This is a genomic window from Methanomassiliicoccales archaeon, from assembly GCA_026394375.1.
Lineage (GTDB): Archaea > Thermoplasmatota > Thermoplasmata > Methanomassiliicoccales > UBA472 > JAJRAL01.
The window spans coordinates 18,651-43,227 of record JAPKYJ010000019.1; the positions used below are offsets into that span (position 1 = coordinate 18,651).

Below are 24,577 nucleotides of genomic sequence, written 5' to 3' on the forward strand. Positions count from 1 at the left end.
TACTGGCTATAAATAATATGCACGGTAAAGTGCTTGATGATCTACCCTAGGAACGCGTTCCCGCTCGGCCGGTGCGCGCGGCTGCCGACCGCAACGTCTCAAGCACGCCTTCCTCCTTCTCATATTCCACCACGGCCAGGATCACCTTGTACTTCGAGGTCATGGCTTCCAGCGCCGATGCCATGTGCCTCTCCCGGTCGACCTCTAGCTCCCTGAACCCCTTGGCCTTGTTGATCCGTCGGTCCCAGTCCAAGGCGAACGCCTCCGGCGAGGAGATGTCGAATTTCTTCCGGGCGATGCTGCGGGTGAAGAAGGACTCCCGCGCTATCTCCATAGCCCCTATTCTCTCGCAGTAGGCTTCGGTATATTCCTCGTCATTCATATCCAAGGGAAGAATGGGAATGGCCCTCTCCTCGCAAAGCTCCATCGCCCTAACGTACGCGGGCGTGGGCAACGCTATCGGACCAAAGCTCTCCACGTAGATGGAGTACACCTCCTCCAACGTGGACATCTCGTATTTGGAGTAGTCCTCTTTCACCTTGAGGGCGGCCAGCTCCTCCTTGGAGACGCTCAGCCCGACCGCTTCCGGGCCGAGCGTGGAAATGGCTTCCTCCACCTTCTTGGATTCTGCGACCAGGCCCTTCACGACCCCTAAGACATGGATCGTTGAGCCGTTCACTTCAACGCTTGGCATTGGATTCACTACTTCTCTGCTCGACCAGGTGGAAAAGCTTGTCTGCCGCATCAAGCTTCTTCAGCTCGTCCCTGCCGATCAGAGCGGTGCTCTCGATGCTCGCCCTTGACTTGACCTTTTCTATGAAAATGACCGAGCGGTGCTCGGTGATCTTGCTGATGTCCGAGACCACTTTCGCCTTCTCCAATAGCCTGTTCTCCCTGAATCCTACGCCGGTAAGAATGAGCACTTCGCGGTCCTTGGTCAGCGCCTCGAACGGGCATTTGGTGGTCGGCAGGACGGAGAAGCCCATCTGCATCAGCCGCTCGAAGATCTGCTTGGTGAACGCGTCCATGTTGCCGAGGTCCGGGGCCGGTTTTGCCTCTCCGGTCCTGTGCTCGAAGAGGTCCACCGGCACCACCAGCGGCTGCTTCAAGTAGTCCTCCAGACGAACGGCGACCCCGATCATGGCGCCCATGCCCGTCTCATACATCTGGATAGTGCGCCTGGAAACCCCGGCCGCCTCGGCCAGATTGCCCAGGCTGATCCCCCTCTCATCTCTTATCTGGCGCAAGGCCAGGCTGTCCAACTTCACGTAGAGGCCGCCAGGAGCGGCGAAGATGAAGGGGGGTACGCCCTCCAGCAGGTAATCCCCCAACGTCTGAAGGCAGACGATAGGAACGGCGAACCGGGAATAGACGATGCCGTCCTCGATGATGCCAGAGCCGGAGCGCTCCCCCACCATGAGCGGAGAGGCCTGCAGGGCCTCGGCCAAGGTCTTCATCTCCTCCGCGTTCTCTTTGGAGAAGGCGTCCACATTGGAAAGGATCTTGATCACTAGCAGCGTCTTGTCGCGCCGGGCGACCACGTCAAAGCTGATGCTGCGCATGTTGAGAGGCTTGGACACGTAGAAGCCCGCACGTGCAAGGGTCTCTCTCACCCCGGCGATCAGCTCTTCCCTGGGCACATTCCTTTAGCAGGTTGTGCTTCTATATAATCGTTACCGTGAGCGGTTTCGCTTGGGTGGGGGCCAGTGAAAATCGAAGAGGGGGGTTACGCTCCCCTTGTAACTTCACTCCACCTTGATCGCTTTGCTCCTTTTCTTTGGCGCCACGCGGGTCAGGACGACCTCGAGCACGCCGTTCTTGTAGTTGGCCTTGGCGCTGTCCCGCCGGATGTCGCAAGGAAGGTCCAGGTGCTTGCTGAACGGCTTGTCCGGGTTCTCCACCCCGATGTCCAGGGCACGGTCGCTGGCATTCACCTTGATCTCCTTCTTCTCCACCCCGGGCAGCTCCACGATGACCCGCACCTTGTCCTCCGACTCGATGATGTCCGTGAGCGGTTCGCGCAATAGTTCCTTGCCCTCACCTTCCTTTCTAGATCCTAGGGCGTTGCCGAACTCCTGGATGACCGGGGCGCCATCATTCCCCACGCGCATGGAGAACCCATAGACGAGGGGGCTCTGCTCTGCGTCTAGCTCACCTCGCATGAACCCCTCCAGTATCTGGTCCAGCCGACCGCGCATATCCTCGAAGTCGCCGTCGAACTCTCCGAAGAAGTCGTCCCACTCGTTCCGCTTTCTCCGCTCTTCCTCAGCCATCCGATCACCTCACGTATTCGAAGTCCTTGACGATCTTCTCGTACTTGCTCAGATCCGTGCGGGCCACGGGCTTCACCTTGGCCAGGGCTTCGTTGAAGCTCTGCATGCCGATCTTCTCCTTCTTTAAAGCCTCCGGCTTGAGCTCCTTGTTCTTGGATACTAGTCTGCGGATAGCCAGCATGGTGGCCTCGTTGACCATGGCTGCCAGGTCCGCACCAGTGTATCCATTCGTGCGCCGGGCGAGGTCATCCAGGTCCACGTCAGGCGCCAGGGGCTTGTTCTTGGCGTGCACCTTCAGTATCTGCTTCCTCGCCTCCAGGTCCGGTGCGCCTATCTTCACCAGGCGGTCGAAGCGGCCCGGCCTGAGCAAGGCGGGATCCAGCATGTCCGGACGGTTGGTGGCCGCGATCACCACCACGTTGTGGAGCGACTCCAGGCCATCCATCTCCATCAGCAGCTGAGAGATCACCCTCTCCGTCACATGCGAATCGCCATCTCCGCCTCGAGTGGGAGCTATGGAATCGATCTCGTCCATGAAGACGATGCAAGGCGACGCCTGCCTGGCCTTGCGGAAGGTCTCGCGGACGGCCTTCTCGCTCTCGCCCACCCATTTGGACAGGAACTCCGGTCCTTTGACGTTGATGAAATTGGCCTCGCTCTCCGCGGCCACGGCCTTGGCCAGCATGGTCTTGCCCGTGCCTGGTGGACCGTAGAGCAGGATGCCCTTGGGCGGGGTGGCGTTCATGTACTCGAATACCGGACCATAGCGCAGGGGCCATTCCACCGCCTCGCGCAGCTCGCGCTTGGCATCCTCCAGTCCACCGATGTCCTCCCAGTGCAGGTTAGGCCTCTCGATGAGCACCTCGCGCAGGGCGGAGGGTTGCAGCTCTCTCAGGGCGGCGAAGAAGTCGTCTCGGGTGACGGTGATCCGGTTCAGAACCTCCACGGGGATCGACTCCGCTTCCAGGTCCAGGTCCGGCAGGATGCGGCGCAGGGAATGCATGGCCGCCTCCTTGCACAGGGCGGAGAGGTCCGCGCCAGCATACCCATGCGTTAGATCGGCCAACCTATCCTGGTCCACCTCCTCGGACAGGGGCATGCCCCGGGTGTGGATCTGCAGGATCTCCAGCCGGCCATCGCGATTGGGGATATTAATCTCGATCTCCCGGTCGAAGCGGCCCGGTCTTCTTATGGCCGGGTCTAGGGCGTTGGGTCGGTTGGTGGCCCCGATGACCACCACCTTTCCTCGCGCCTCCAATCCATCCATCAAGGCCAGGAGCTGCGCCACCACTCTTCTCTCCGTTTCGCCAGTGACCTCGTCCCGCTTGGGCGCGATGGAATCTATCTCGTCTATGAAGATGATGGTCGGAGCGTTCTCCTCCGCCTGTTTGAAGATCTCCCTCAGTCGCTCCTCCGACTCGCCATAGAACTTGCTCATGATCTCCGGTCCGCCTATGGAGACGAAGTTGGCGCTCGTTTCTCCGGCCACCGCCTTGGCCAGGAGGGTTTTTCCCGTGCCGGGCGGCCCATGGAGCAGCACCCCTTTGGGCGCTTCTACGCCCAGACGCTCGAAGAGCTCCGGGTGCTTGAGGGGGAGCTCGATCATCTCTCTTACCCTCTTGACCTCGTCACCCAGGCCTCCGATGTCTTCGTAGGTGACTCTGGGGATGTGTGAGGCGCCCTCCTTCACCGGCTTGTCGCTGATCTTGACCTTAGTGGTGCGGTGCACCAGCACGGCGTCGACCGTGGGGGTGTACGAGATGACCACCAGGTCGATGCGCCGGCCCATGACGTTGATCTCGATGATGTCGCCCCTGGTGACGACCCTGCCTTCGAGTGATTGGCTCAGGTACTCCTCGCCGCCCATGATGCGCAACTGCTCGGTGGGCGCGAAGCTGATCTTCTGCGCTTCTTTCACCACGACCTTGCGGATGGCCACTTTCTCATCTATGCCCGTTTCCGCGTTCCTTCTGATGGTGCCGTCGATGCGGATCAGGCCTCGGTTCGCATCCTCGGGATAGCCGGGCCAGACGATGGCCACCGTGCGCTTCTTGCCTTCGATCTGAACGACATCCCCTGGCGTGAGCCCAAGGATATCCATGATCGCCGGGTCTACCCTGGCGATGCCTCGACCGGCATCCTTCGGCTTCGCCTCCACTACCTTGAGCACCTTCTCTGACGAGTCCATGCTAATCTTCTCTCATCCCTGTTATTCGTTCGTCTGTTCGTCGATTTCGATCAAAGCGGGTCTGGGCCTACTTGACCTCGACCTTCTTCTTTTTCTCTGCCTCGGAGGGTTTCTTGCTCACCTGGACCGTGAGCACGCCCTCCTCCAGCTTCGCCTCGATGCTTTCGTCATCGACGTCATCCGGGAGCACCAGGCGCCGGTGGTAGGTGATGTAGCCTCGCTCCCTTCGAATGTAGCCCTCCTTCCCCGTCTCTTCAAGGCTCTCTTCCTTCTTAGCCGAGATCTCGAGGACGCCCTCGCCGATCATCACATCCACATCCTCCTTCGTCAGGCCAGGAAGGTCCGCCTTCACCAGGTACTTATCCCCTTGGTCCATGATGTCCACTGCGGGATAGCGGCTCATAGCCGCCGCGATCGGGCGCCATTCTGGGTAGTCGATGTCCTTGGTCATCTCTCCCATCATCCTCTCCATCTCGCGTATCATGCTTCCAGGCCCCCAGGGCCTTCCGAACCACATCGGTCCCCAATAGCGGTGGGGCACCAGTTCTCCCCTTCGCCGTTCGCTCTCTTCTACCATTGTCCGTGCCTCCTTTCTGGCTTCAAGATATCAACCGTATGTTGATAACATATGGATAACATCACTTATGTTTGAACTTCTATATATCGTTTATCTAGGGCTTACCCATGGCCGCATAGACATCGTCCAGGTACTTCTCCAGCCGCTTGCCCATCCGCCCCAGGTCCTTCTGGATTTTGGGCACGTCCTGCTTCATGTCCGTCACCACGGCGTTGGCGATGTTGCGCAGGCGCTTCTCCGCATCCTTGGCCTGATCTGGCATCTTGGCGTATATCTTCTGGCTCACGCGGTCCACACGCTCCGCCACCTTCTCCAGCTCTTTTCCGACGTCCTCAAGCATCTTCGCCATCTCTCTGGCGCACTCTTCGTCACACAGATCTTCCTTCTTCGCCATTCTAACCCACGCTCCTCAACTTCCGAATAGTCTGCTGTACCAGATCATCCCTAAGGTCCAGGTCCACCGCTATCTGCTCCGTAGACAGCTCCGGTCTCTGAATGTACTCGTAGATGATGCGTCGGACCTGGTAATCATCGATCTGGCTCTCCACCAGTCTGCCGGCCTCCTCCAGAACGCGCTCTTTGGTCGTGATGAGACGGGCCCGGTGGACATGGAGCTCCTCCAGCTCGTTGGCCACGCCCGCCACGGTCTCCCGGAGGCGGTTGATCTTCACCCCGATCTCCACGAACTCGTTCTCCGACCCCTCGTCCTGCACTTCTTCCTCGCTCTCAAGGTCGCTCATGGCGAGCTTCACCAGCTCGGCATTGAAAAGGCCCGGGCCGAAGTCCACGATGATGGTGAACTTGGTGGTGGGGACATAGCTCTTCCTGGCCGGTCCTCCTTGGTCGCTCTCCTCTGGGAAAGAGCGTACCAGATTGCGATCTTCCAACATCTTCAGATGCTTCATGATGGCCTGTTGGCTCATGCCCAGCTCCCGTGACAATTGCAGAGGATAGTGCGGCTCTCTCACCAAGGCTTCCAAGATCCTTCTCCTAGTGGGGTTCTCTATCACCGACAGGAGCATGTCCAGATCAGACAGGTTCGTCATTCAGAACACCGTTGTTAACCTCGGGTTGTATACTTAGTGCAGCTTGTTGTATAAGGGGTTTTCGTTTCCTCCCCCGCGATCGCCGAGCAAGAGCGGCAGCGAATAGTATTATCAAGGGCATTCTGTTACGAGCCATCATGCCCGGCGACCTGATCGGCGACTCCGTCCTCGTAAAGGATCAAGCGGAAGCCAGCCAGATATACAACAAAGGCTTCTACGGCTATCCCCAGTCGGGAGGCGGGATCGAGCTCGATCTGCTGGAGGCCATCTTTCTCCAGGAATGCGATCGTCTGGTCGTCTCAGAAGATGGGAACGTGGTGTCGCACCTCGAGCTCATCCGAAAGGCGGCTCGAGCATCGCCCGATTTCGGGATCCGCTACATCGTGTATCGCGACCTAAGGCAACGGGGATATGTGGTCAAGTCCGATGCAGGGGATTTCGACTTTCGCGTCTTCCCTCGAGGAGGAACGCCCTCGACCACGCAGACGAAGTACTGGGTGAACGCGGTGTCCGAACGAGCGCCGTTCCACATCCGCGATATGATGAAGCTGAGCCAGACCTCCGATCGGACCAGGAAGGAGCTCCTGCTGGCGGTGGTGGACGAGGAGGGGGACATCACCTATTACCAGGCCGCGGCCGGCGCTCCGCACGCTCCCAAGACCGCTAAGGTCGACGAGGGCGAGGTGGAGGGCTTTCTCCTGGAGGACCGGGTGCTGGTGATGGACGACATCGGACAGTCGCTATACACCCAGGGGTTCTATGGAAAGCCCATCGGGCGGACGCTCCAGCTCTCCCTCATCGAGACGGCGCACCTCATGCGGCTTGGCAGGCTATTCATCCGCCTTCCGGGCACGGGAAGGAAGATGGGGGTGGCCGCCTTCAAGAAGAAGGCCACGAGCATCCAGTCAGATTTCGAGCTCAGGATGAGGGCCTATGATGACATGCGGGAGAAGGACCTGGTGGTCAAGACCGGGTTCAAGTACGGCACCCACTTCCGGGTGTACGACGGCGATCCAAGCAACCATCATTCCCGGTACTTGGTGCATGCCATACCGGCGGACTACGAGACCGGCTGGCCAGAGATATCGCGCGCGGTTAGGCTGGCCCACGGGGTGAAGAAGGACATACTATTCGCCGCCGTGTCGGCCAAGAGCGTGGAGTACGTCCGTCTCCGGCGCATGCGTCCATAGGCCGACGTGGATCAGCTCTTCTGCGCCAGGATCTGGTTCTTGATCTCCAATGCGCCAGCGGTGTCCTGGGGGTCCAGTTCAAGAGCGCCCTCAAGCACCTGGAGCGCTTCGTCGTTCCGGCCGTCGTTGTGGAGCACCATCGCCATCTTGACCATGAAATTGCTCTGCTTCCTTCTGAACTTGGTGTAATGAATGGCCTTTCTATAGGTCTCCAATGCCAGGTCAATCTCCCCGGCCTTGAGGTAGGCATCGGCCAACCGAGCGAAGCGGACCGAGCGCGCCTCGGGTCTGGAGTCCTGATCGGCAATGATCTTCAAGGACTGGATGGATTTCTGCACCGCCTCCGAATGCTCCACCGAAGCACCGCAGCTGGGGCATTTCTCGCCCTTGGTCTTGAGCTCGTGACCACAGTTGGCGCAGTGGCGAGGTAAGTGGGTACCACATTGTGGGCAGAGCACCCACTCCTTCTCGATGATCTCGTGGCAGTTCGGGCACTCGGATACGGTCTTGACCAATGGCCCGCTCAACTTCCTCATTGCCACTTGCCGCTCCTGCTCAGTGGGCATGAATACGTCTTTGAAGTGGTACAACAACAGGACGGTGATTCCTTCCACCACCAAGAAGACCAAGTTCAGAATAAGCAGAGCGAAGACGAAATCATCCTTGCCCTTGGGATCGAGGTATACCTTGTAATTGACGTAGATGAGGAATGCCCTGCCGAGGAGGCTAAGGATCACTAGGTTGAGAGAGCCCCTCCAGCTGCCCATCTCGCTGCGGTAGATGGCACGGGCGGTGCTCATCTCGAACCCGCCTACGATGGACAACAGCAAGAGCAGCAAGACGCCAGGCAGTGTCCCAAAGGCCTAGTTGGACTTGAGCAAAAAAACCTCGATCGAGGCAACGATGGTTACCAGGCCGGCAGCGATCAAGAGGATACCCACCGGCTTGAAAAGTTTCTTCTTGTCTACCAAAGGAACACCTTCCGCTGGATTAGCTCTCATTCATAAACAGGTTATGTGCGGAGCCCTAGAAAGACGGACCCCGCCGAACGGTTCTCAAAGCTGGATCTCTATGCCCAGTTTCTCCGTGAGCTCCTTGTAGCGGTTACGGATGGTGACCTCCGTGACGCCTGCGACGTCAGCCACCTCTCGTTGGGTCCGGCGCTCGTTGCATAGGATGGAGGAGATGTATATCGCCGCCGCGGCGACGCCGGTCGGACCTCGTCCGGACGTCAGCTCCTTCTTCGCTGCGTCCTTGAGGATCTCGGCCGTCTTCCCCTGCACCTCACCGCTCAGCTTCAGCTCGGAGCAGAAGCGCTGCACGTAGTCCTGCGGTCGGGTGGGCATGAGCTTGAGCTTGAGTTCCCGGGTCATGAACCTGTAGGTTCGTCCGATCTCTTTCCTGCCCACGCGGGAGGAATTGGCAACCTCGTCCAGCGTCCGGGGGACGTTGCACTGCCTGCACGCCGCGTATAGGGAAGCGGCCACCACGCCCTCTATGCTTCGCCCGCGGATCAGGTTCTTGTTCACTGCCTTGCGGTATATCATGGCCGCTGTCTCGCGCACATTGCGGGGCAGACCCATGGCGGAGGCCATGCGGTCCAGTTCGCTCAAGGCGAAGGCCAGGTTCCGCTCCGTGGCGTTCGACACCCGGATGCGTCGCTGCCATTTCCTGAGACGGTACAGCTGGGCACGATTCCGGGTGGGAATGCTCTTCCCGTAGGAGTCCTTGTTCTTCCACGATATCTCCGTGGAGAGGCCCTTGTCATGGATGGTGTAGGTCATGGGTGCGCCGGTGCGAGCGCGCTTCTCGCCCTGTTCCACATCGAACGCTCTCCATTCCGGTCCCTGATCGATGAACTGGTCGTCAATGACCAGGCCGCACTCCTCGCAGATAAGCTCTCCTCGTTCGTAGTCGCGGACTAGGTGCGCGCTGTTGCACTCCGGGCAGCGCTCGATCTCATCGGTCCCTTCTTTTACCGCCTTTGCCATGTTCTCCCTCCTCAACATAGACCTGTTTGCCTACTGCCGACAAAAGACTCTGCTCGCTGGAAACCTGTACCGAGACGTAGGGCTCTCGGACTGGTCCGAAGACCCTGACCACCAGGCCGATGGGGCGCTTGCGGCCGTCGAAAACCCCGTCCCTGGCGTGGGGAGCGAAAACGCCTTTGACGATGAGCTTGCCTTCGTGGGTCACCTCTTGGACCTCACCCAGAAACTTCATTGCGGTTCGTCGCTCCTCGTCGGTTCCCGGCGCTTTTTGGCCCAATGCCGTTAATTGTATTTAAGCATTTTGCATAACTATATAGCCTTTTTGCCATCGCCATAAAAAGGATTTGCACGTTCAGCTGAACAAGGACAGCGAATACTGTTCCTGCGGATGGCTGCGACGCCAACGATGAACTGGGCCTTCCCGCGTAGGGGTCCGTAGGCCGCAATTGTTTATCACCGCCATGACGCTACTCTTCTTCGTGCAGGTTTCGAAGGACCACCCTCGGTACAAGTCGCTCGTCATTCGTGAGATGATGTCAGAGAGGGTGAGAGAAGGGATCGTCTCGCAAACCGGCCTCATCGCACATGGAAGGGGAGAGGCCTTCGACTACCTGCTGGGAGAGGTGACGACCCCTCCAGCCCTAGCCGCGGAACGAGCTGCCACGGCCTGTCTCCTCGAGGCCGGAAGACCGGTCATCTCCGTCAACGGTAACACCGCGGCCTTGAGCGCCAAGGATATCGTTCTGCTCTCCAAGGCAACTGGAGCCAAGATCGAGGTCAATCTCTTCCACCGAACTGAGGAGAGGGTCGATCTCGTCTGTACCTTCATGGAAGCGGCGGGAGCGCAGCACGTTCTGGGTCGGAATCCTGACGCCCTGCTTTCAGGCATAACCTCCAACCGGGCCAAGTGCTCCAAGGAGGGCATTTTCTCCGCGGACGTAGTGCTCGTTCCCCTGGAGGACGGGGACCGGGCGGAAGCTCTGGTCAAGGCAGGGAAGAAGGTCATCGTCGTCGACCTGAACCCCCTTTCTCGATCGGCCAGGGCTGCGACCATCACCATCGTGGACGAGGTCACCAGGGCCATCCCGAACATGTTGGCCATGGTGCCGAAGCTGAGCCGCGAGAGGGAGCGCGGATTGATCCTGGCAGGATTCGACAACTCTCAGAACCGGAAAGCCTCTCTGGACATGATATGCGCCCGGCTCCGCGCCATTGGGTCTGAAGGCAAAGGCTAAACTGCCCCTCTGTGGATTCAGGGGCGATAAGATGAGCGATGATCTTCTGGTCAAGGGAGTGCGCAGGCTGGAGTGGGCCAGCACGCACATGAAAGTGCTCGCCGCCATCCGCCAGAGGCTGGTCAAGGAAAGATCTTTGGAAGGTGTGCGGGTGGGCATGGCCTTGCACGTGGAGGCCAAGACCGGCATGTTGGCAGTGACCTTGGCACAGGCCGGGGCGAAGGTGCGCCTGGCCAGCTGCAATCCGTTGTCCACGGACGACTCCGTTTCCCTGGCCCTGAGAGAGGAGCATGGCATAGAGACCTATGCCAAGAAATGGGAGTCCACGGAGGAGTACTATAGCAACCTGAACTCGGTCCTCGACCTGGATCCGGAGTTCGTCATCGACGATGGCGCCGACCTCATAACCATGCTGCACACGGAGCGCCGGGCGCAGCTGAAGAAGGTGAAGGGAGCGAACGAAGAGACCACGACCGGCATCATCCGCCTGCGCTCCATGGCCCAGGCGGGCAAGCTGGAGTTCCCTGTGATCTCGGTGAACGACGCCCAGATGAAGTACCTGTTCGACAACCGCTACGGGACGGGGCAGAGCACCTTCGACGGCTTCATGAACGCCACTAACCTGCTCGTCGCCGGCAAGGTTCTGGTCGTGGCCGGTTACGGTTGGTGCGGCCGGGGGATAGCCATGCGCGCCAAAGGTCTGGGCGCGAACATCATCGTCACCGAGGTGGACCCCATACGAGCGATAGAGGCCAAGATGGACGGCTTCCAGGTCATGCCAATGCTGGAGGCAGCCAAGGTGGCGGACATCATCATCTCGGCCACGGGCTGCAAGGACATCGTCACCCGTGAGCATCTCAAGGTGCTCAAGGACGGTTGCGTCCTGGGCAACTCCGGTCACTTCGACAACGAGATATCCAAGAAGGAGCTGGAGGAGTACGGTGGCAAACCGAGGAAGGTGAGGGAGTTCGTGGACGAGTATCCCTTGCCAGGAAAGCGTAAGGCCTACCTCATCGGCGAGGGTCGACTGATGAACCTGGCCGCCGGTCAGGGGCATCCGGTGGAAATCATGGACATGAGCTTCTCCATTCAGGCCCTCTCCCTAGAGTACCTGGTGAAGCATCATCAGGAGCTCAAGCCCGGAGTGTACAACGTGCCGGCGGAGCTGGACCAGACGGTGGCGAAGCTGAAGCTAGAGAGCATGGGCGTCAAGATCGACTCGCTCAGCAAAGGGCAGAAGCACTACCTGGCCGCTTGGCAAGAGGGAACGTGATGAAGACGTTCCTATGCGTCTACGGGCACACCAACCTCGACTACATCCTCAGCCTGAAGCAATTCCCGGAGCGGAACACCTCCGTGGACGTGGAGGAGAAGCGCTTCTACTACGGAGGAACGGGAGCGAACGTGGCCATCATCGCCTCCAGCCTGGGAGTGCCCACTGCCCTTTGTTCCTTCGTGGGCAAGGACCTGCCTTCGGGGTTCCGGAGGCTGATGGAGCAGAAGGGCTTAGACCTTCGCGACCTGGTGGAAGTGGAGGAGCAGGAGACGCCCACGGTGTGGATAGTCTCCGACCAAGAGCATAACCAGATAGCCTACGTCTACCAGGGGCCCATGGGGGTCATGGAGCGATTCCCTCCGCGCACGGAAGCGGCCCTGGAATCGGAATGGGTGCACATCATGACCGGGCGACCCGACTACTACCTTAGGGTAATGGATGACTGCACGCGTGCGGGCAGGAAGATATGCTTCGACCCGGCGCAGGAGATCCACCACGTCTGGGACGCAGAGCGATTCCGAAAGGCGATCTCCCGGGCCAAGATGTTCTTCTGCAACGAGAACGAGCTGCGGACCGCCTTGCGATATCTTGGAATGGATAAGGTCGAGCAGTTGCTGGAGCACGTCGAGGTGGTGGTGAACACCCTGGGCTCGAGGGGCAGCCGCATCTGCACCAGGGAAGGGATGGTGGAAGTGCCGGCAGTCGCTCCCAAGCAGGTGGTGGACACCACTGGTGCGGGGGACGCTTTCCGCGCTGGCTTCTACGCCGGACGGTTCAGAGGCTTCGACCTGAGGAAGAGCGCGGTGGTGGGGGCGGTCACGGCGTCCTTCATCATCGAATCTAGAGGCTCGCTGACGAACATTCCGACTTGGTCATCGATCGAAGAGCGGGCACGGGGACTACTCTAAGTCCCTCTTCGAATCAGGACAAGAACGCCAGACAGGCATTCGATGGAGCCAACACAGAAAGCTTTATTTGAGAAAAAGCCGTAACCCGTGAACAGGTGAACCGCATGGCGGTGGGGTTCGTCCTGATAAGCACGGCGCCAGCCAAGGAGCATGAGGTGTACAACGAACTCCTGAAGGTGAAGGAGGTCGTTGAGCTTCATCCCCTGTTCGGGGAGTACGACTTGATCGCCAAGATCGAGGCAGACGACTTCAACCTCCTCGGGCAGGTGGTCGTGGACAAGATCCGATCGATCCCCGGTGTCATCGACACGAAGACCCTTACTGGAATTAAGTTCTGAGATAGAAGGTGAACAAAGATGGAACTGATGGATTTCCTGACGGTGCTTTTGCTGACGTTCGGCCTGTTCATGATATTGGCGGGCGTCTTCACTGCCTATTTTGGCAGCGGCAAGAGCCGGATGATCGGTGTAGCGTTGCTGGTTGTCGGCCTGGTGGTCGGCATCCTGTGGATATGGATGACCATGTACGGCGGACCGGGCTACGTCAAGCTCTCAGCCAGCCTGAGCAGTGTGATCTGGACCGCGTTCATCAACATCATCGCTGCGCTCGTGGGCGCGTTGATTGCGGTAGGCGTGTTCCTATTGGCGATCATGAAGAGCTGATCGCCTCTCCCAAACCTTTTATTTGTTTGGTTTCGAAACCTTCTTATTCTCTCACCTTTTGAGTGGGCAACATGCCCGCCGTGCTGGTGATCCTCGGCAGCAAGAGCGACTTGCAGATAGGTCGGAAGGCAGTTGCCACCCTGAAGAAGTTCGGGGTGGAGGCGAGCATAGTGGTCGCTTCAGCCCATCGAACGCCGGACCGCGTGAAGCGCATGGTGGAGATGAGCGATGCGGACGTCTTCATCGCCGTGGCCGGACTATCGGCGGCGCTCCCCGGGGCCATAGCCTCCATCACAGTTAAGCCAGTGATTGGAGTGCCGGTCAGCGGCAAGGTCAATCTCGATTCCATCCTTTCCATAGTGCAGATGCCGCCAGGAATACCGGTGGCGGCGGTAGGCATCGACCGGGGCGAGAACGCCGCTCTGCTGGCGGTGGAGATGCTAGCCCTCAAGCACCCCAAGCTCAAGGGCAAGTTGGTCAAACATCGAAAAGAGATGGCCGACCAGGTGGAGAAGGATTCCCTCGAGGTGTCCGGCTGATGTTCAACGCCAAGGAGTTCGTGGAGGAGAAGATCGAGGAGATCAAGGCGGCCATCCCGGCCAAGGCCATCATCGCCTGTTCGGGGGGCGTGGATTCCACCGTGGCGGCCGTACTGGTCAGCAGAGCCATCGAATCCCGGCTCCTGGCCATCTACGTAGACACCGGCATGATGCGCAAGGGCGAGACCGAGAGCGTCAGGAAGATGCTGACCAAGCTCAAGGTCAACTTCAAGGTGGTCGATGCCTCGGACGAGTTCTTCGCCGCCCTCGAGGACGTGGAGGACCCGGAGGCCAAACGCAAGATCATCGGCGAGAAGTTCATCCGGGTCTTCGAGCGCGAGGCCAAGAGCTTCCGCGCAGCCTACCTGGTCCAGGGGACGATCGCCCCGGATTGGATAGAATCGGGGGACCAGGTCCGCGACACGATAAAATCGCATCACAACGTTGGCGGCCTGCCCGTGGACATGAAGCTCAAGCTGGTCGAGCCTCTGCGGAACCTCTACAAGGACGAGGTGCGCAAGCTCGCCCGGTATCTGGGAGTGGAGGTCTCGGAGCGGCAGCCATTCCCCGGTCCAGCCTTGGCGATACGCACCATCGGACCAGTCACCAGAGAGGGCGCGGAGGTCGTGCGGGACGCCTGCGCCATCGTAGAGGAGGAACTGGAGAAGGCTGCCAAGGAGGGCAAGATGGAGATCCCTTGGCAATACTTCGCCGTGCTCCTGCCCGTCCGGAGCGTGGGCGTGCAGGGAGACAACCGGGCTTACGGTCGTACCGTGGCCATCAGGGCGGTCCAGTCCATCGACGGCATGAGCGCTGCCTATTCAAAGGTGCCGCACGAGGTGCTAGAGACCATTTCGGTCCGCATCACCAATGAGATGAAGAACAAGGTGAACCGGGTGGTCTACGACATCACTAACAAGCCGCCGGCCACCATCGACTGGGAATGATCCTATTCCCTTTCCTCGATAAGCACCCGCAGCTCGTCCCAATTGGAGATCCTGGCGTCCGGCACGATGTTGTCATCCGGAGTGAAGTAGTCAGACTCCTTGAGCACGGCGGTCATGCCCACATCGAGGGCGCCTTTGATGTCCGCCTGGAGCGAGTTGCCTACGAAGTACGACTCCCGCGGCGACGATTCGATGTTGCTGAGGGCCATCCTGAAGATCCGGGGATTGGGCTTCCGCAACCCGACGTCAGTGGAGAAGACCATGTCATCGAAACACTTCTCCAATCCGAAATGCCTCATATCCTTCTGCGGGAAGTACGAAGGAAGGCCCCAGGCCACGTCCGACACCAGACCGATGCGGAATCCCCGATCGCGAAGCGAGCGCAGCATCTCCTTCGTGCCTGGTACGAGCTCCCTTCTTTCCAGAAGCACGTTGTAGAAGGCCTCCAGCGAAGCTCGCATCAGGTTCTCGTCACCCGCGCAGGAGAAGTTCTCAAAACAGATGCGCAAAACATCTTCCAAGGGAATCTCCACCATCTCCCTCAGCTTCCTCTCCCTTCCCTTCTCCAGCAGAGAGAACAGGTATGAGGAGACCCTCCTCTCATCGGCTCCATTCTGGCTGGCCTCCCGCACCAGGGCTGAGACGCTGGCCACGGCCTTGGCCTCTGGACCTTTCCAGTCGTTATGGTAGTTGATGAGGGTATGCCCCAGGTCGAAGATGACGGCCTTCATTCCAGTCTTCCCATCCCCCGCGCTTTGATAAACCTTCCCTTAGCTAGTAGGCGAACCTCGGATACGGTCGCGTGCCAATGATTTAAGAATCGCCCGGGGTTTACAGTGCACCATGAAGGTCTTCGTGGTGGACAACGGAGGGCAGTGGACACATCGCGAATGGCGCGTGCTCACGTACCTCAAGGTGGAAACGAAGATCATACCCAACACCGCTCCCTTTGAGGAATTGCAAGGAGTGGACGCCCTGGTGCTCTCAGGCGGAGCGCCTCGGGTGGCCACCGACCTGGGACGCATGGGCCGGAACGGCGAGTATCTTGATAGAGCTCAATTCCCCATCCTTGGCATCTGCGCGGGGATGCAGTTCATGTGCAACCATTTCGGTGGAGCGACCGCTCCCGCCAAGCTCCCCGAGTTCGGGAAGACCACATTGATCGTCGACGAGGAGGATGACATGTTCGCGGGATTGCCGAAGCAGTTCACCGTCTGGGGATCGCACAATGACGAGATCGCCTCCCTCCCCCCGGTCTTCAAGGTCCTGGCCCACTCGGCCAATTGCCCCATCGAGGCCATAAGGCACGAATCGCGACCGATGTACGGCCTGCAGTTCCATCCAGAGGTGGAGAACACCGAGCACGGCTACGAGATATTCCAGAACTTCCTGAAGGTCGTCGAGAGATGGCACAGATGAAGGGAGCGGTCCGCCTGGCGCTCAAGAACGCGGTGGAGAAGCGCCGCAAGGACGAAACGTTCGAAAGGTCGCTGGGAAGGGCGATGCGCAATTCCGGTCTTGATTATTCGGATTATATCGAGGTCATGAGCGAGGTGCGGCAGATCGCCAAGCGAAGGAAGATCAGCCCGGATGAGGCTGCGCTCCAGCTCTCAGAGCAGAAGGAAGAGCAGGAATAGCACGATCAGCACGATAGCCATGATCGCCATGGCCACAATGACGGCCCGGCCAGATGATCCGAACGCAATCGGTATGGGGCCGATGAGCAGCACCCCCCCATACTCCCCGCCCCTACGCCTCGTCCTCCGGTCCGTTGCGGAGGAAGAGGAAGCGGCATTTTCTTCGTCAGAATGTTGCGATAAGGGGAAAGTGAGTGCATCAGCCATAAGCAAGAAGACGCCGGCGACCATCGATAGGATCGCCATCGCTCCCAATAGGGAATCCCCGTAGAGGTAGGGGATGATGAAGAGCAGCAGACCTACCTTCACTTCTCCAAGCAGCACCGCCGCCACCGCGGTCACGATTCCGGTGCAAAGAATCAGAAGGCCAAGAAAGCGAAGTCCTCTCATCCTCATCGAAATGGCAACAACTTCCTAATCAAACCGAGGATTCAGAACTTAAACCCACAGCGCAACGCAGGCTCCGCCGCCTGGAGCGGAACCTCTGGTGATTCTGCCCAGGCGCCCGGGGACCGGGAAGCTGGCACTGCCTGACCAGCTCCTCCAGATTCGATTTCATGAGTTCGGTCGATCCACATCCGTCGATGCCGGTTACAAGGTATATATCGCACGAGCTTGATTAGGGGGTCGGGTGCAATGGTTGACATCCCTGAAAGCGCTGGTTGCCGAGATACTGGAGTCTCGGGAGTTCCAGGTGCAGGAACGGGACGGGTTCCTGCTCGCCAGAAAGGGAGAGGCTGAAGTGGCGCTATGTCTGCTCGGAGCGGGCGACGACAAGCTCCTGACGTTCCTCGATAGGTTCCGGGATTTCTCCGGGAAGAAGGTCATCGTCAGCCTGGGAGCGATCCCTGAGATCCCTCCGGAGAGGCTGGATTCCCGGGTGGTGTTCTGGGATCGCGAGGCGCTGGAGCACGAGATAGGTCGCACGCACCTGGAGCGGCTGGTGGGCGACAAGGACCACGGCCTGGTGGACGAGCTGGTGGCCGATGACTATCCGCGCATGGTCTCGGAGGCTGATCTGCAGCGGTTGCAGGGAGCGGAGGTGGGAGAGCGCATCATCCGGCCCACCATGGACATCCAGGACGTGAAGGAGATAGGGATGCGTACCGTGGGCGGTTTCCGCCACCGACTAGAGCTTGTGCCGTACTACCTTTTCGACTATTCCTGCGACCTCTATCTGGATGGTGAGAAGATAGGGATGGAGAAGGGGAGGCTCTCCATCAACGGCCTGACGAAGAAGGCGGAGAGGTGGGGGGAGAACCTGGACGTGGTCTATGCCCTGGAGCAGGGGCACCGTCGGCTGGAGCCAGGCATCGACGTCGAGGCGGCGAGGAACGCGGCCAGGCAAGAGGTGCTGAGGCTGCACACCAGCGAGAGGGAGGTGGTGCGGGACCAGAGTCACGTCACGGTCAAGGAGAAGAAGAAGGTGGCTCCCCGGGAGCAGGACGTGGTTCTCCAACCGCAGGGCATCTATTACCTGCCAGTCTGGTGCGTAGAAGGGGTGCACGGGGTCATGATAATCAACGCCGGCACGGGGAAGATCGTCAGCGAGGACTACTATCGGGTGTGAGAAGTCCGAACTACAGGTCTTCCAGCCGCTTGTTGATCTGTTTCCAGTGCGAACCGCGCCAGTAGAACTTGCCGCAGGCCAGGCACAAGTAGAAGGAGGTATGATTCTCCAGCGCCCCTTCGGGCACATGTCCCTTGGCTTTCTCCGGAGGAACCACTTCCAGCTCGCCGTTGCACACCGTGCATCGGGACCGCTCGGCGTTGGCTTCCAGCTGGAAGCGAGAGCGCGCCTGCCGCAGCTGTTCGTCCAGGTCGTCGCTCTCCACGTAGACGCCCATCTCGCCCATGCGCTTCGAGAGCTCCCAGTCCCGGGTGAGGAGGAAGCGGCCGTCGCCCTTGGCCAGGTGCAGGATGGCCGAATCGGTCCTATCTCTCGTGTACACCGTATCGTATCCCATGATCCTCAGCCAGCGAGCCAAGGAGCCGAGCATCTCGTCCACGGCGAAGCGCGGCCGCTCGGTCATCGGACGACCTCGTAACTGAGCAGCACACCATCGCCCAGGTGATCCACCCTCAGCAATCTGAGGCTCAGGCATCTTTGGCCCTCGAAGCCCTCCCCGTCCGCCGGGGTGGGGGAGCGTCTTCCTCCAAGCACCTTGCTGCCTATGAACACTCGATACTCGTCGACCAGGCCGGCGGAGAAGAAGGAGTAGATGGTCTCTCCGCCCCCTTCCACCAGCAGGGTGCGCACTCCCCTTCGGTCCAGCTCGTCCATCAAGCGGGTCAGGTCCACTCGCTCCTTCCCCAGGCGGACGACCTCCGCTCCTGGCCAGTTGCGAGCGCAGCATTCGGCGGTGGCGATGAGCGTTCTTGCCCTGGTATCTAGCACTTGGGCGCTCGGGGGCGTCCGACCCTGGCTGTCCAGAATCACGCGTAGCGGGTTCTTCTCCGGGAGCAAGCCTTTGACCGTGAGATGCGGATCGTCGGCCAGCACCGTTCCCACCCCCACCAACACGGCGTCCACCTGCGCTCTGAGCTGCTTCACTCTCTCCAGGTCCTCGGACGAAGAGATGCGCACCTGCTTGCGTTCCCGGCCGGCGATCTTGCCGTCGGCGGTCATGGCGCAATTGACGATGACGTGGGGGCACATGCTCTTCCATCGAGGGCCAAGCGCGGTCATAAAGCTTGTCCATGATACCAACAAACAAGCCGTCAGCAACCCACGATTGAGATTGCAGGCTTGTAACTAGGCTCCGCCTCAATTGCCTTTCGGCCTTCGGCCTCAGCACCCGCTACATTCGGTCGGCTGACGATCGACCTGCCACCGACCCGTCTAGAGAAGGTGGCGATGTTCCTGCTGGCGTTCAGGTCTGCGTCGAGGCTGAACCCGCACTCGACGCATTTGAACTGCCTTCCTTTTCTATTCACTCTCGATACATGACCGCACTTGGAGCACGTCTAGGAGGTATGGTATGGATTGATGACCAGTACCTTCTTTCCCAATGCCTCCGCTTTGTACTCCACGAAGCCGAGCAACTGGGCGAACGACCAGTTGCCGAGCTTACGATTGAACACCTTGTTCTTCTTGACCACGCGGATGGCGGTCAGATCCTCGAACACCAGAACGTCATACGGCTTGTTCACTATCTCCCTGGCTACACAGTGGTTCAAGTCCCTGACGAACCGTCTCTCTCGCCCGCCTATCTTTTTCAGCTTGCGTTTAGCGGAGCGAGTGCCTTTGGACTGTAGTTCAGCCTTGAGATGCTGGTACTTGCCCTTGACGTTCTTCCAGTGCTTCGAGTTGAAGAAGGTGTTGTCCGAACAGACGGCGACGTTGTTGATGCCGAGGTCGACGCCCAACCTCCTGTCGCCGCCGTTGAACGGCGGGGCCTCGCTTTCAACCTGGACATGCAGGAAACAAGCGTTCCTTCCAACGGCCAATTGAGCGTTCTGCACCTTCCAGGTCATATACTGGCGGTAATATTCTGGCAGGGTGAAGGTGTACTTCATCCTGCCGAACACGGTGCTCATGGAACAATGCCCGGATTCCAGAAAGACGCTCAGTGTGCGCTTGTCGTAGCGTATCGAACTGAGCGGCCTCTTGAATATCTTATGCTTGATTTTGTCCCGCCGCATCATCTCGCTGGCCTGGTCCCTGGCCGTTTGGACCAGGGCCGATGGCAACGAGGGAAGGTCTGTTCTGACACCACGATAGGTTGCGCGATGGAGCCTGGTCTTGTTGTACTGCTTGTTCTGCTGACCTCAGTCCAAGACACGCTGGCACGCTTGATTGAACACGCTGACCGTTTGCACCAGGTCGGCGATGCGTTCCAAACGTATCTTGATGGTGCGAAACATATCATTTCTAAAATGGCTGCTGTGTATTCAATTTCCACTGTTACTAGTCATCCAAGGAATTCATTCCTGGGTCTTCTGGCGACCCATCTATAAGTAGGAGCAGGGGGAATATGCCGCCTGATGAACGGCATCGACATCATCGACATCAAGGAGAAGAACGTCAAGGGGGCCTACGTCATCGATGGCTTCCCTTCCATCGGTTTGGTCGGTTCCATAGTGGCGAACTACCTGGTCAGCTTTCTCAACCTAGAACAAATAGCAGTGGTAGACTCCGTTTACTTCCCGTCCATCTCACTCGTCCGGGAAGGCGTGCCTCTGGCGCCGGTGCGGGTGTACGCCGGAGCGCTGGGCAAGAAGGAGCAGGACAAGATCGTGGTGTTCGTGTCCGAGTTCCAGCCGAGCCCGGAGACCCTCAAGGCCCTGGCCATCACCATCATGGACTGGGTGGAGGACCACAAGTGCAAGGTGGTCATCTCTCCCGAAGGTCTTCTTTCCAAAGAGGAATCGGAGCGAATGGTGCGGACGGCAAAGGCGCGGGCGGACGAAGAGGTGGTGACGGAGCTGGAGGTCAGCGCTGGTGCCGGACCATCCAAACCCAACGGCGGAGCGGCAGTGTTCGGCGTAGGGTCGACGCCCATCGCCCGAGCCATTCTCAAGGAGGCCGAGGTCAAGACCTTCGAGAACGGGGTCATCGCCGGCCTGGCGGGCATGCTCCTGAACGAGGGAGTGACCAGGGACTTCGATGTGATCTCCTTGTTGGCGGAAGCGCACGTCGAGTATCCGGACGCGCGGGCGGCCGCGGCCATCATGACCGTCATCGACCGGATGCTGCTCCACGCGGAATTGGACCTGAAGCCGCTGCTTGAAGAGGCGGCGATGATCGAGGAGACCCTCAAGGAGATACAGAAGCGGTCGAGCACCGAGGAAGACGCGGCGAAGAGGCGCTCATCCGTCATGTACAGCTAGGCGAGACGCTGACCAGGTGATCTTCTCCATCATCAGCAAGCTCCACCCGGACGTCGAGGAACCGACGCACCAGTTCGATTTGAGTGGATAGGTGGCCGGTGATCTCCCTCACCAAGAAGCGGGATTCGCCGTTCGCCAGGGCCATGTAGGGCAAGAGCTGGTCCGCGGTGTGCACATCCAGCGTGCTTCGGCTATTGATCTCAGACAGAAGAGCATCGGCCGCCTTCTCACCCACTCTCTCTGAGCTGACCCCCCTTTCTCCTAGGGCATCTCCACCCAGTATCGTCCGCCCAAACGACGCGCACAAGAATACGCCCGCTCCGGCGGAAGGTCCTTGGCCGACATCCATGTGGATGTGTGGCTCTATGCCTTTGAACCTCTTGCGCGCCGCATCGGCCATCCTCTGGCATATGTTAGGGGGTAGATTGCGGGAGAAGCACACTCCATCGATGGAGCGAAGCATACCCCGTTCTTCCGCCTTGAAAGGGGCGATGTGCTTCCACGGCCCAACGGTCACCAGCACCTCACCTCCCCCTTCAGGGTAGAATCCCCGTCGCACAACATCCATCCGGACCTCACCCCCCATCTGGCATAGGAGAGGTAGGAGCACCAGTTGATAGTGATCCACCGGCGGCGACCATCTGACGTTCGTTCCTCCGCGGATCTGCAGAACGACCTCCTTCCGGCAGCGAGCAAGGGCGAGGAGGCAGGCCTGCAGGACGAGGGTGACGCTGCCCGCGGTCCCGACATCCAGCTGGTGCTTGCCTCCCACCATCGGTCCGGGCTTGAAACGCAGGTCCATCGATCCGGCCTTCGCTCCCTCGATTTCCGCCTCGCACAACTCTCCCACCCCGGACACCGAGGTCACGTGCTGTGCCGCCAGACCAGGGTTCTGCCGATTGGCCCGGATGCTGGTCATATTGAACTCCTTTCCAGTGAGGGCGGAGAGCGCCAGGGCGGTGCGAAGCATCTGCCCGCCACCTTCACCTTGGGAGCCATCGATCTCGATCATCCAACGGTCCACCGTTGAATGATGATTGCATTGACCGGTCATTAATTCAACCGTCATGAAAGCCCGATAAGGGCAGGCAGTCCAGATGAGCCGGCGGTGCACCCGCCCGAGCGGGGGAGGGGCGGCGCAGGCACAGGCCAGAAGCGAATCCAGCCAGGAAAGTATTTAGTATGGTGCAGTGGATTATGAGGGTTCAGGGATGCACTGAGCTTATCGTCCCGTCAGAAGGGAATGGATGAGCTGGGCTCTAGGGCGACCGCAGCCTATGGGATCGCGATCCGGCCTCTTCCAGCTGCTTGCATGTAGCGCCTTCCGGGCACACAGCAGTCCAAACGCTTTCCTGCGATGGTAAGCTAGACAGCTCGCTCACAGCTTCAGCACGGTATCGAGGAGAGGCAAGCATGGTCGCAACGCAACAGGTGATGCTCGAGGTAGGGATCATCATGTTGGTCGCGTTCATCGGCGCAGCCCTGGCCTCGAAGGCCAAGCAGAGTGTCATCATCGGATACATCCTCGCAGGCATCCTCATCGGTCCGAACCTGAGATTCGAGCTCTTCGGTTTCCGCTATGAAGGCATCATCTCCGACCTCTCCTTCATCAGCTACATGTCGCAGATCGGCCTCATGATGCTGTTGTTCTTCGTGGGGCTGGAGTTCTCCGTCAGCAAGCTGAAGAAGACGAAAGCTCCGGCGATTCTGCTGGCGGTCGTCAACACCGGCCTGGACATGTTCGTTGGGATATTGTTGGGTCTTGCCCTTGGCTGGCCGTTGGTTGACACCATCTTCCTTGCGGGCGTGGTGGCCATGGGCTCCGCTGCCATAACGGGCAAGTCGCTCATGGAGCTGCAGAAGTTCTCCAATCCGGAAACGGAGTTCCTGCTGGGCATGGTGGTGGTAGAGGACTTCCTGTCCATGGTCCTGCTCACCATCGCCGGCGGACTGGTCATCCAGAGCGGGGGCGTGGGCCTGGGCGCAGGCAACTTCCTAGGCATGCTCGTGGGCGTGGCCGCCTTCTACGGATTCTTCGCCTTCCTGGCCATCTGGGTCATACCTCGGGCATCGAAGCACATGCAGAAGATCCGCAGCGATGAGCTGTTCGTGCTCTTCGCCCTCGGCCTGGTGTTCCTGTCTTCCGCTCTAGCGGAGGTCTCGGGTGTTCCGGCGATCATCGGCGCGTTCTTCCTGGGCATGGTGTTCGCGGAGACCAAGGTCGCCGACCGCATCGATAGCAAGCTCACCTCGTTCCGCGATGCCTTCGTGGCCATCTTCTTCGTCCTCTTCGGCATGCTCATCGACCCGGCCATGTTCCAGTCCGTGCTCTGGATCGTGCTGGCCGCGGTGCCGTTGGTGCTCTTGAGCGATCTATTGATCACGGGTGCCCTGGCGTACCTGCTGGGCTTCTCCGGTCGGGCCGCCACCTCCATGGGCGCGGCCATGTGCGGGCGGGGCGCCGAATCGGTCATGTATGCCAGCGTGGGCAGCAGCGCCGTCAATGCCACCAAGGGTGCGGAGCTGTATCCGTTCGCAGGCGCGTTCTGCTTCATCTTGAGCGTCATCACTCCAACGCTGATGCGGTTCAGCGACAACATCTACCGCGTGCTCTCGCGTATCTTGCCCCAATACGCCAAGCACTCTGGCGCGGTCATCTCGCGCACCTTGGGCAAGATAGTCCTGCCTTCCCCCCTTCGGCTGTTCAAGCGGGGGCGTCGCATCGAGATCGGGCTCATCGCCTTCTTCGTGCTGCTCATCGCAGTGGCGGTCAGCGATTCCTGGCTCCACATCATGTTGGCAGCGGTCGGACTGGCGGTCACCATCTGGATCTTCAGGGTCCTGGACGAGGAGCTGCGCCCCATCGTACGCTCCATCAACTACGACAACCTCAACGTGTCCAGCAGGGACGGACGACCGATCAGCCGCTTCATCTCCTCCTTCGTCTCCGATAGCCTGATCATGATGCTGGTGGTGGCCTTCGTCTTCCTCTACGTCTGGTGGTTGAGCGTGGTGGTCATGGTGGTCTACTTCTTCGCCATGCTTGCGCTGATGAAGATGTACTCCCGACGCATGCGATCCCCCTTGCCTTTTGCTGGCGTCTCCTCCGCCAAGAGCGTTTGGGGGTTCGAGAAGCCCTCTGGACCGAACAAAGGGGGGTCCGACGAGGAAGTTCTTCCAGGGGAGAGACTGCGCACGCGCATGCTCCGGGGAAAGGTGAAGCCGGCCAACGGCAACGGCAAGAAGAAGCGGCGGCTCTGACCGACCTCGTCCCT

At 59.6% G+C, this 24,577-nt stretch carries 28 protein-coding genes and 2 pseudogenes; 13 read left to right on the forward strand and 17 right to left on the reverse strand.

Annotated features, from left to right (window positions below; translation table 11 throughout):
* Positions 1 to 46: 46 nt before the first annotated feature.
* From NT137_04520 to NT137_04550, 7 genes are all read right to left on the reverse strand, one after another.
* Positions 47 to 694 (reverse strand): hypothetical protein, encoded by a 648-nt coding sequence (locus NT137_04520; GenBank protein MCX6652602.1) that lies wholly within the window; start codon positions 692 to 694, stop codon positions 47 to 49.
* Positions 681 to 1,640 (reverse strand): transcriptional regulator, encoded by a 960-nt coding sequence (locus tag NT137_04525; GenBank protein ID MCX6652603.1) that lies wholly within the window; start codon positions 1,638 to 1,640, stop codon positions 681 to 683. The genes NT137_04520 and NT137_04525 overlap by 14 nt, the downstream gene beginning before the upstream one ends.
* Positions 1,641 to 1,745: 105 nt before the next feature.
* The gene (locus tag NT137_04530) at positions 1,746 to 2,273 is read right to left on the reverse strand and encodes an Hsp20/alpha crystallin family protein (protein MCX6652604.1); all 528 of its coding nucleotides are present in this window, start codon (positions 2,271 to 2,273) and stop codon (positions 1,746 to 1,748) included.
* A 4-nt stretch (positions 2,274 to 2,277) separates the two neighbouring features.
* Positions 2,278 to 4,461 carry a CDC48 family AAA ATPase gene (locus NT137_04535; GenBank protein MCX6652605.1) on the reverse strand — a complete coding sequence of 728 codons (2,184 nt, stop codon included), beginning with the start codon at positions 4,459 to 4,461 and terminating at the stop codon, positions 2,278 to 2,280.
* A 67-nt stretch (positions 4,462 to 4,528) separates the two neighbouring features.
* A complete protein-coding gene (locus NT137_04540; protein ID MCX6652606.1) occupies positions 4,529 to 5,038 on the reverse strand; it encodes an Hsp20/alpha crystallin family protein in 510 nt (169 codons plus the stop codon).
* A gap of 94 nt (positions 5,039 to 5,132) precedes the next feature.
* A complete protein-coding gene (locus NT137_04545) occupies positions 5,133 to 5,432 on the reverse strand; it encodes a hypothetical protein (protein ID MCX6652607.1) in 300 nt (99 codons plus the stop codon).
* A 1-nt stretch (position 5,433) separates the two neighbouring features.
* Positions 5,434 to 6,084: a helix-turn-helix domain-containing protein gene (locus NT137_04550; GenBank protein ID MCX6652608.1), complete on the reverse strand. Its 651-nt coding sequence runs from the start codon at positions 6,082 to 6,084 to the stop codon at positions 5,434 to 5,436.
* A gap of 137 nt (positions 6,085 to 6,221) precedes the next feature.
* On the opposite strand from NT137_04550, the gene endA reads away from it, so the two are divergent.
* A complete protein-coding gene (gene endA, locus NT137_04555; GenBank protein ID MCX6652609.1) occupies positions 6,222 to 7,274 on the forward strand; it encodes a tRNA-intron lyase in 1,053 nt (350 codons plus the stop codon).
* Positions 7,275 to 7,285: 11 nt separating this feature from the next.
* Here endA and NT137_04560 read toward each other — a convergent pair whose 3' ends face one another.
* The 3 genes from NT137_04560 to NT137_04570 form a co-directional block, all read right to left on the reverse strand.
* Positions 7,286 to 8,113 (reverse strand): zinc ribbon domain-containing protein, encoded by an 828-nt coding sequence (locus NT137_04560; protein ID MCX6652610.1) that lies wholly within the window; start codon positions 8,111 to 8,113, stop codon positions 7,286 to 7,288.
* Positions 8,114 to 8,329: 216 nt separating this feature from the next.
* A complete protein-coding gene (locus NT137_04565) occupies positions 8,330 to 9,265 on the reverse strand; it encodes a transcription initiation factor IIB (protein ID MCX6652611.1) in 936 nt (311 codons plus the stop codon).
* Complete coding sequence (locus NT137_04570; GenBank protein MCX6652612.1) at positions 9,234 to 9,497, reverse strand: Gar1/Naf1 family protein; 264 nt, start codon at positions 9,495 to 9,497, stop codon at positions 9,234 to 9,236. The genes NT137_04565 and NT137_04570 overlap by 32 nt, the downstream gene beginning before the upstream one ends.
* A gap of 247 nt (positions 9,498 to 9,744) precedes the next feature.
* Here NT137_04570 and NT137_04575 point away from each other — a divergent pair, with 247 nt between their 5' ends.
* The 7 genes from NT137_04575 (at position 9,745) to guaA (ending at position 14,832) form a co-directional block, all read left to right on the forward strand.
* Complete coding sequence (locus tag NT137_04575; GenBank protein ID MCX6652613.1) at positions 9,745 to 10,500, forward strand: 4-phosphopantoate--beta-alanine ligase; 756 nt, start codon at positions 9,745 to 9,747, stop codon at positions 10,498 to 10,500.
* Between the two features lie 31 nt (positions 10,501 to 10,531).
* On the forward strand, positions 10,532 to 11,773 hold the full coding sequence (locus tag NT137_04580) for an adenosylhomocysteinase (protein MCX6652614.1): 1,242 nt from the start codon (positions 10,532 to 10,534) through the stop codon (positions 11,771 to 11,773).
* Positions 11,773 to 12,684 (forward strand): carbohydrate kinase family protein, encoded by a 912-nt coding sequence (locus NT137_04585; protein MCX6652615.1) that lies wholly within the window; start codon positions 11,773 to 11,775, stop codon positions 12,682 to 12,684. The genes NT137_04580 and NT137_04585 overlap by 1 nt, the downstream gene beginning before the upstream one ends.
* A gap of 104 nt (positions 12,685 to 12,788) precedes the next feature.
* Positions 12,789 to 13,022, forward strand: coding sequence for an Lrp/AsnC ligand binding domain-containing protein (locus tag NT137_04590; protein MCX6652616.1), 234 nt, complete (start codon positions 12,789 to 12,791; stop codon positions 13,020 to 13,022).
* 18 nt (positions 13,023 to 13,040) lie between these two features.
* Complete coding sequence (locus NT137_04595; GenBank protein MCX6652617.1) at positions 13,041 to 13,346, forward strand: hypothetical protein; 306 nt, start codon at positions 13,041 to 13,043, stop codon at positions 13,344 to 13,346.
* A gap of 71 nt (positions 13,347 to 13,417) precedes the next feature.
* Positions 13,418 to 13,885 (forward strand): 5-(carboxyamino)imidazole ribonucleotide mutase, encoded by a 468-nt coding sequence (gene purE, locus NT137_04600; GenBank protein ID MCX6652618.1) that lies wholly within the window; start codon positions 13,418 to 13,420, stop codon positions 13,883 to 13,885.
* Positions 13,885 to 14,832 carry a glutamine-hydrolyzing GMP synthase gene (gene guaA, locus NT137_04605; protein ID MCX6652619.1) on the forward strand — a complete coding sequence of 316 codons (948 nt, stop codon included), beginning with the start codon at positions 13,885 to 13,887 and terminating at the stop codon, positions 14,830 to 14,832. The genes purE and guaA overlap by 1 nt, the downstream gene beginning before the upstream one ends.
* A 2-nt stretch (positions 14,833 to 14,834) precedes the next feature.
* Here guaA and NT137_04610 read toward each other — a convergent pair whose 3' ends face one another.
* Positions 14,835 to 15,563 (reverse strand): HAD family hydrolase, encoded by a 729-nt coding sequence (locus NT137_04610; GenBank protein MCX6652620.1) that lies wholly within the window; start codon positions 15,561 to 15,563, stop codon positions 14,835 to 14,837.
* A gap of 112 nt (positions 15,564 to 15,675) precedes the next feature.
* On the opposite strand from NT137_04610, the gene NT137_04615 reads away from it, so the two are divergent.
* Positions 15,676 to 16,251, forward strand: a complete 576-nt coding sequence (locus tag NT137_04615; protein ID MCX6652621.1) for a GMP synthase subunit A — start codon at positions 15,676 to 15,678, stop codon at positions 16,249 to 16,251.
* A complete protein-coding gene (locus tag NT137_04620; GenBank protein ID MCX6652622.1) occupies positions 16,248 to 16,469 on the forward strand; it encodes a hypothetical protein in 222 nt (73 codons plus the stop codon). The genes NT137_04615 and NT137_04620 overlap by 4 nt, the downstream gene beginning before the upstream one ends.
* Here NT137_04620 and NT137_04625 read toward each other — a convergent pair.
* The gene (locus NT137_04625; protein MCX6652623.1) at positions 16,443 to 16,811 is read right to left on the reverse strand and encodes a DUF131 domain-containing protein; all 369 of its coding nucleotides are present in this window, start codon (positions 16,809 to 16,811) and stop codon (positions 16,443 to 16,445) included. The two genes, NT137_04620 and NT137_04625, sit on opposite strands and share 27 nt — an antisense overlap.
* Before the next feature lie 298 nt (positions 16,812 to 17,109).
* Between NT137_04625 and NT137_04630 the strand changes: the two genes are divergently transcribed.
* Positions 17,110 to 18,039, forward strand: a complete 930-nt coding sequence (locus NT137_04630) for a hypothetical protein (protein MCX6652624.1) — start codon at positions 17,110 to 17,112, stop codon at positions 18,037 to 18,039.
* A gap of 10 nt (positions 18,040 to 18,049) precedes the next feature.
* Here NT137_04630 and NT137_04635 read toward each other — a convergent pair whose 3' ends face one another.
* The 4 genes and pseudogenes from NT137_04635 to NT137_04650 form a co-directional block, all read right to left on the reverse strand.
* Positions 18,050 to 18,502 (reverse strand): Mut7-C RNAse domain-containing protein, encoded by a 453-nt coding sequence (locus tag NT137_04635; GenBank protein MCX6652625.1) that lies wholly within the window; start codon positions 18,500 to 18,502, stop codon positions 18,050 to 18,052.
* The gene (locus NT137_04640; protein MCX6652626.1) at positions 18,499 to 19,128 is read right to left on the reverse strand and encodes a 2,5-diamino-6-(ribosylamino)-4(3H)-pyrimidinone 5'-phosphate reductase; all 630 of its coding nucleotides are present in this window, start codon (positions 19,126 to 19,128) and stop codon (positions 18,499 to 18,501) included. The genes NT137_04635 and NT137_04640 overlap by 4 nt, the downstream gene beginning before the upstream one ends.
* A 62-nt stretch (positions 19,129 to 19,190) precedes the next feature.
* Positions 19,191 to 19,421, reverse strand: a pseudogene (locus NT137_04645) (zinc ribbon domain-containing protein).
* A gap of 15 nt (positions 19,422 to 19,436) precedes the next feature.
* Positions 19,437 to 20,213 (reverse strand): annotated as a pseudogene (locus tag NT137_04650) (transposase).
* 243 nt (positions 20,214 to 20,456) lie between these two features.
* Between NT137_04650 and NT137_04655 the strand changes: the two are divergent.
* Complete coding sequence (locus NT137_04655) at positions 20,457 to 21,302, forward strand: PAC2 family protein (GenBank protein ID MCX6652627.1); 846 nt, start codon at positions 20,457 to 20,459, stop codon at positions 21,300 to 21,302.
* On the opposite strand, the gene rtcA is transcribed toward NT137_04655, so the two are convergent.
* A complete protein-coding gene (gene rtcA / locus NT137_04660) occupies positions 21,289 to 22,314 on the reverse strand; it encodes an RNA 3'-terminal phosphate cyclase (protein MCX6652628.1) in 1,026 nt (341 codons plus the stop codon). The genes NT137_04655 and rtcA overlap by 14 nt on opposite strands.
* Positions 22,315 to 22,715: 401 nt before the next feature.
* Here rtcA and NT137_04665 point away from each other — a divergent pair, with 401 nt between their 5' ends.
* A complete protein-coding gene (locus NT137_04665) occupies positions 22,716 to 24,563 on the forward strand; it encodes a cation:proton antiporter (GenBank protein ID MCX6652629.1) in 1,848 nt (615 codons plus the stop codon).
* The last annotated feature ends 14 nt before the right edge of the window (positions 24,564 to 24,577 follow it).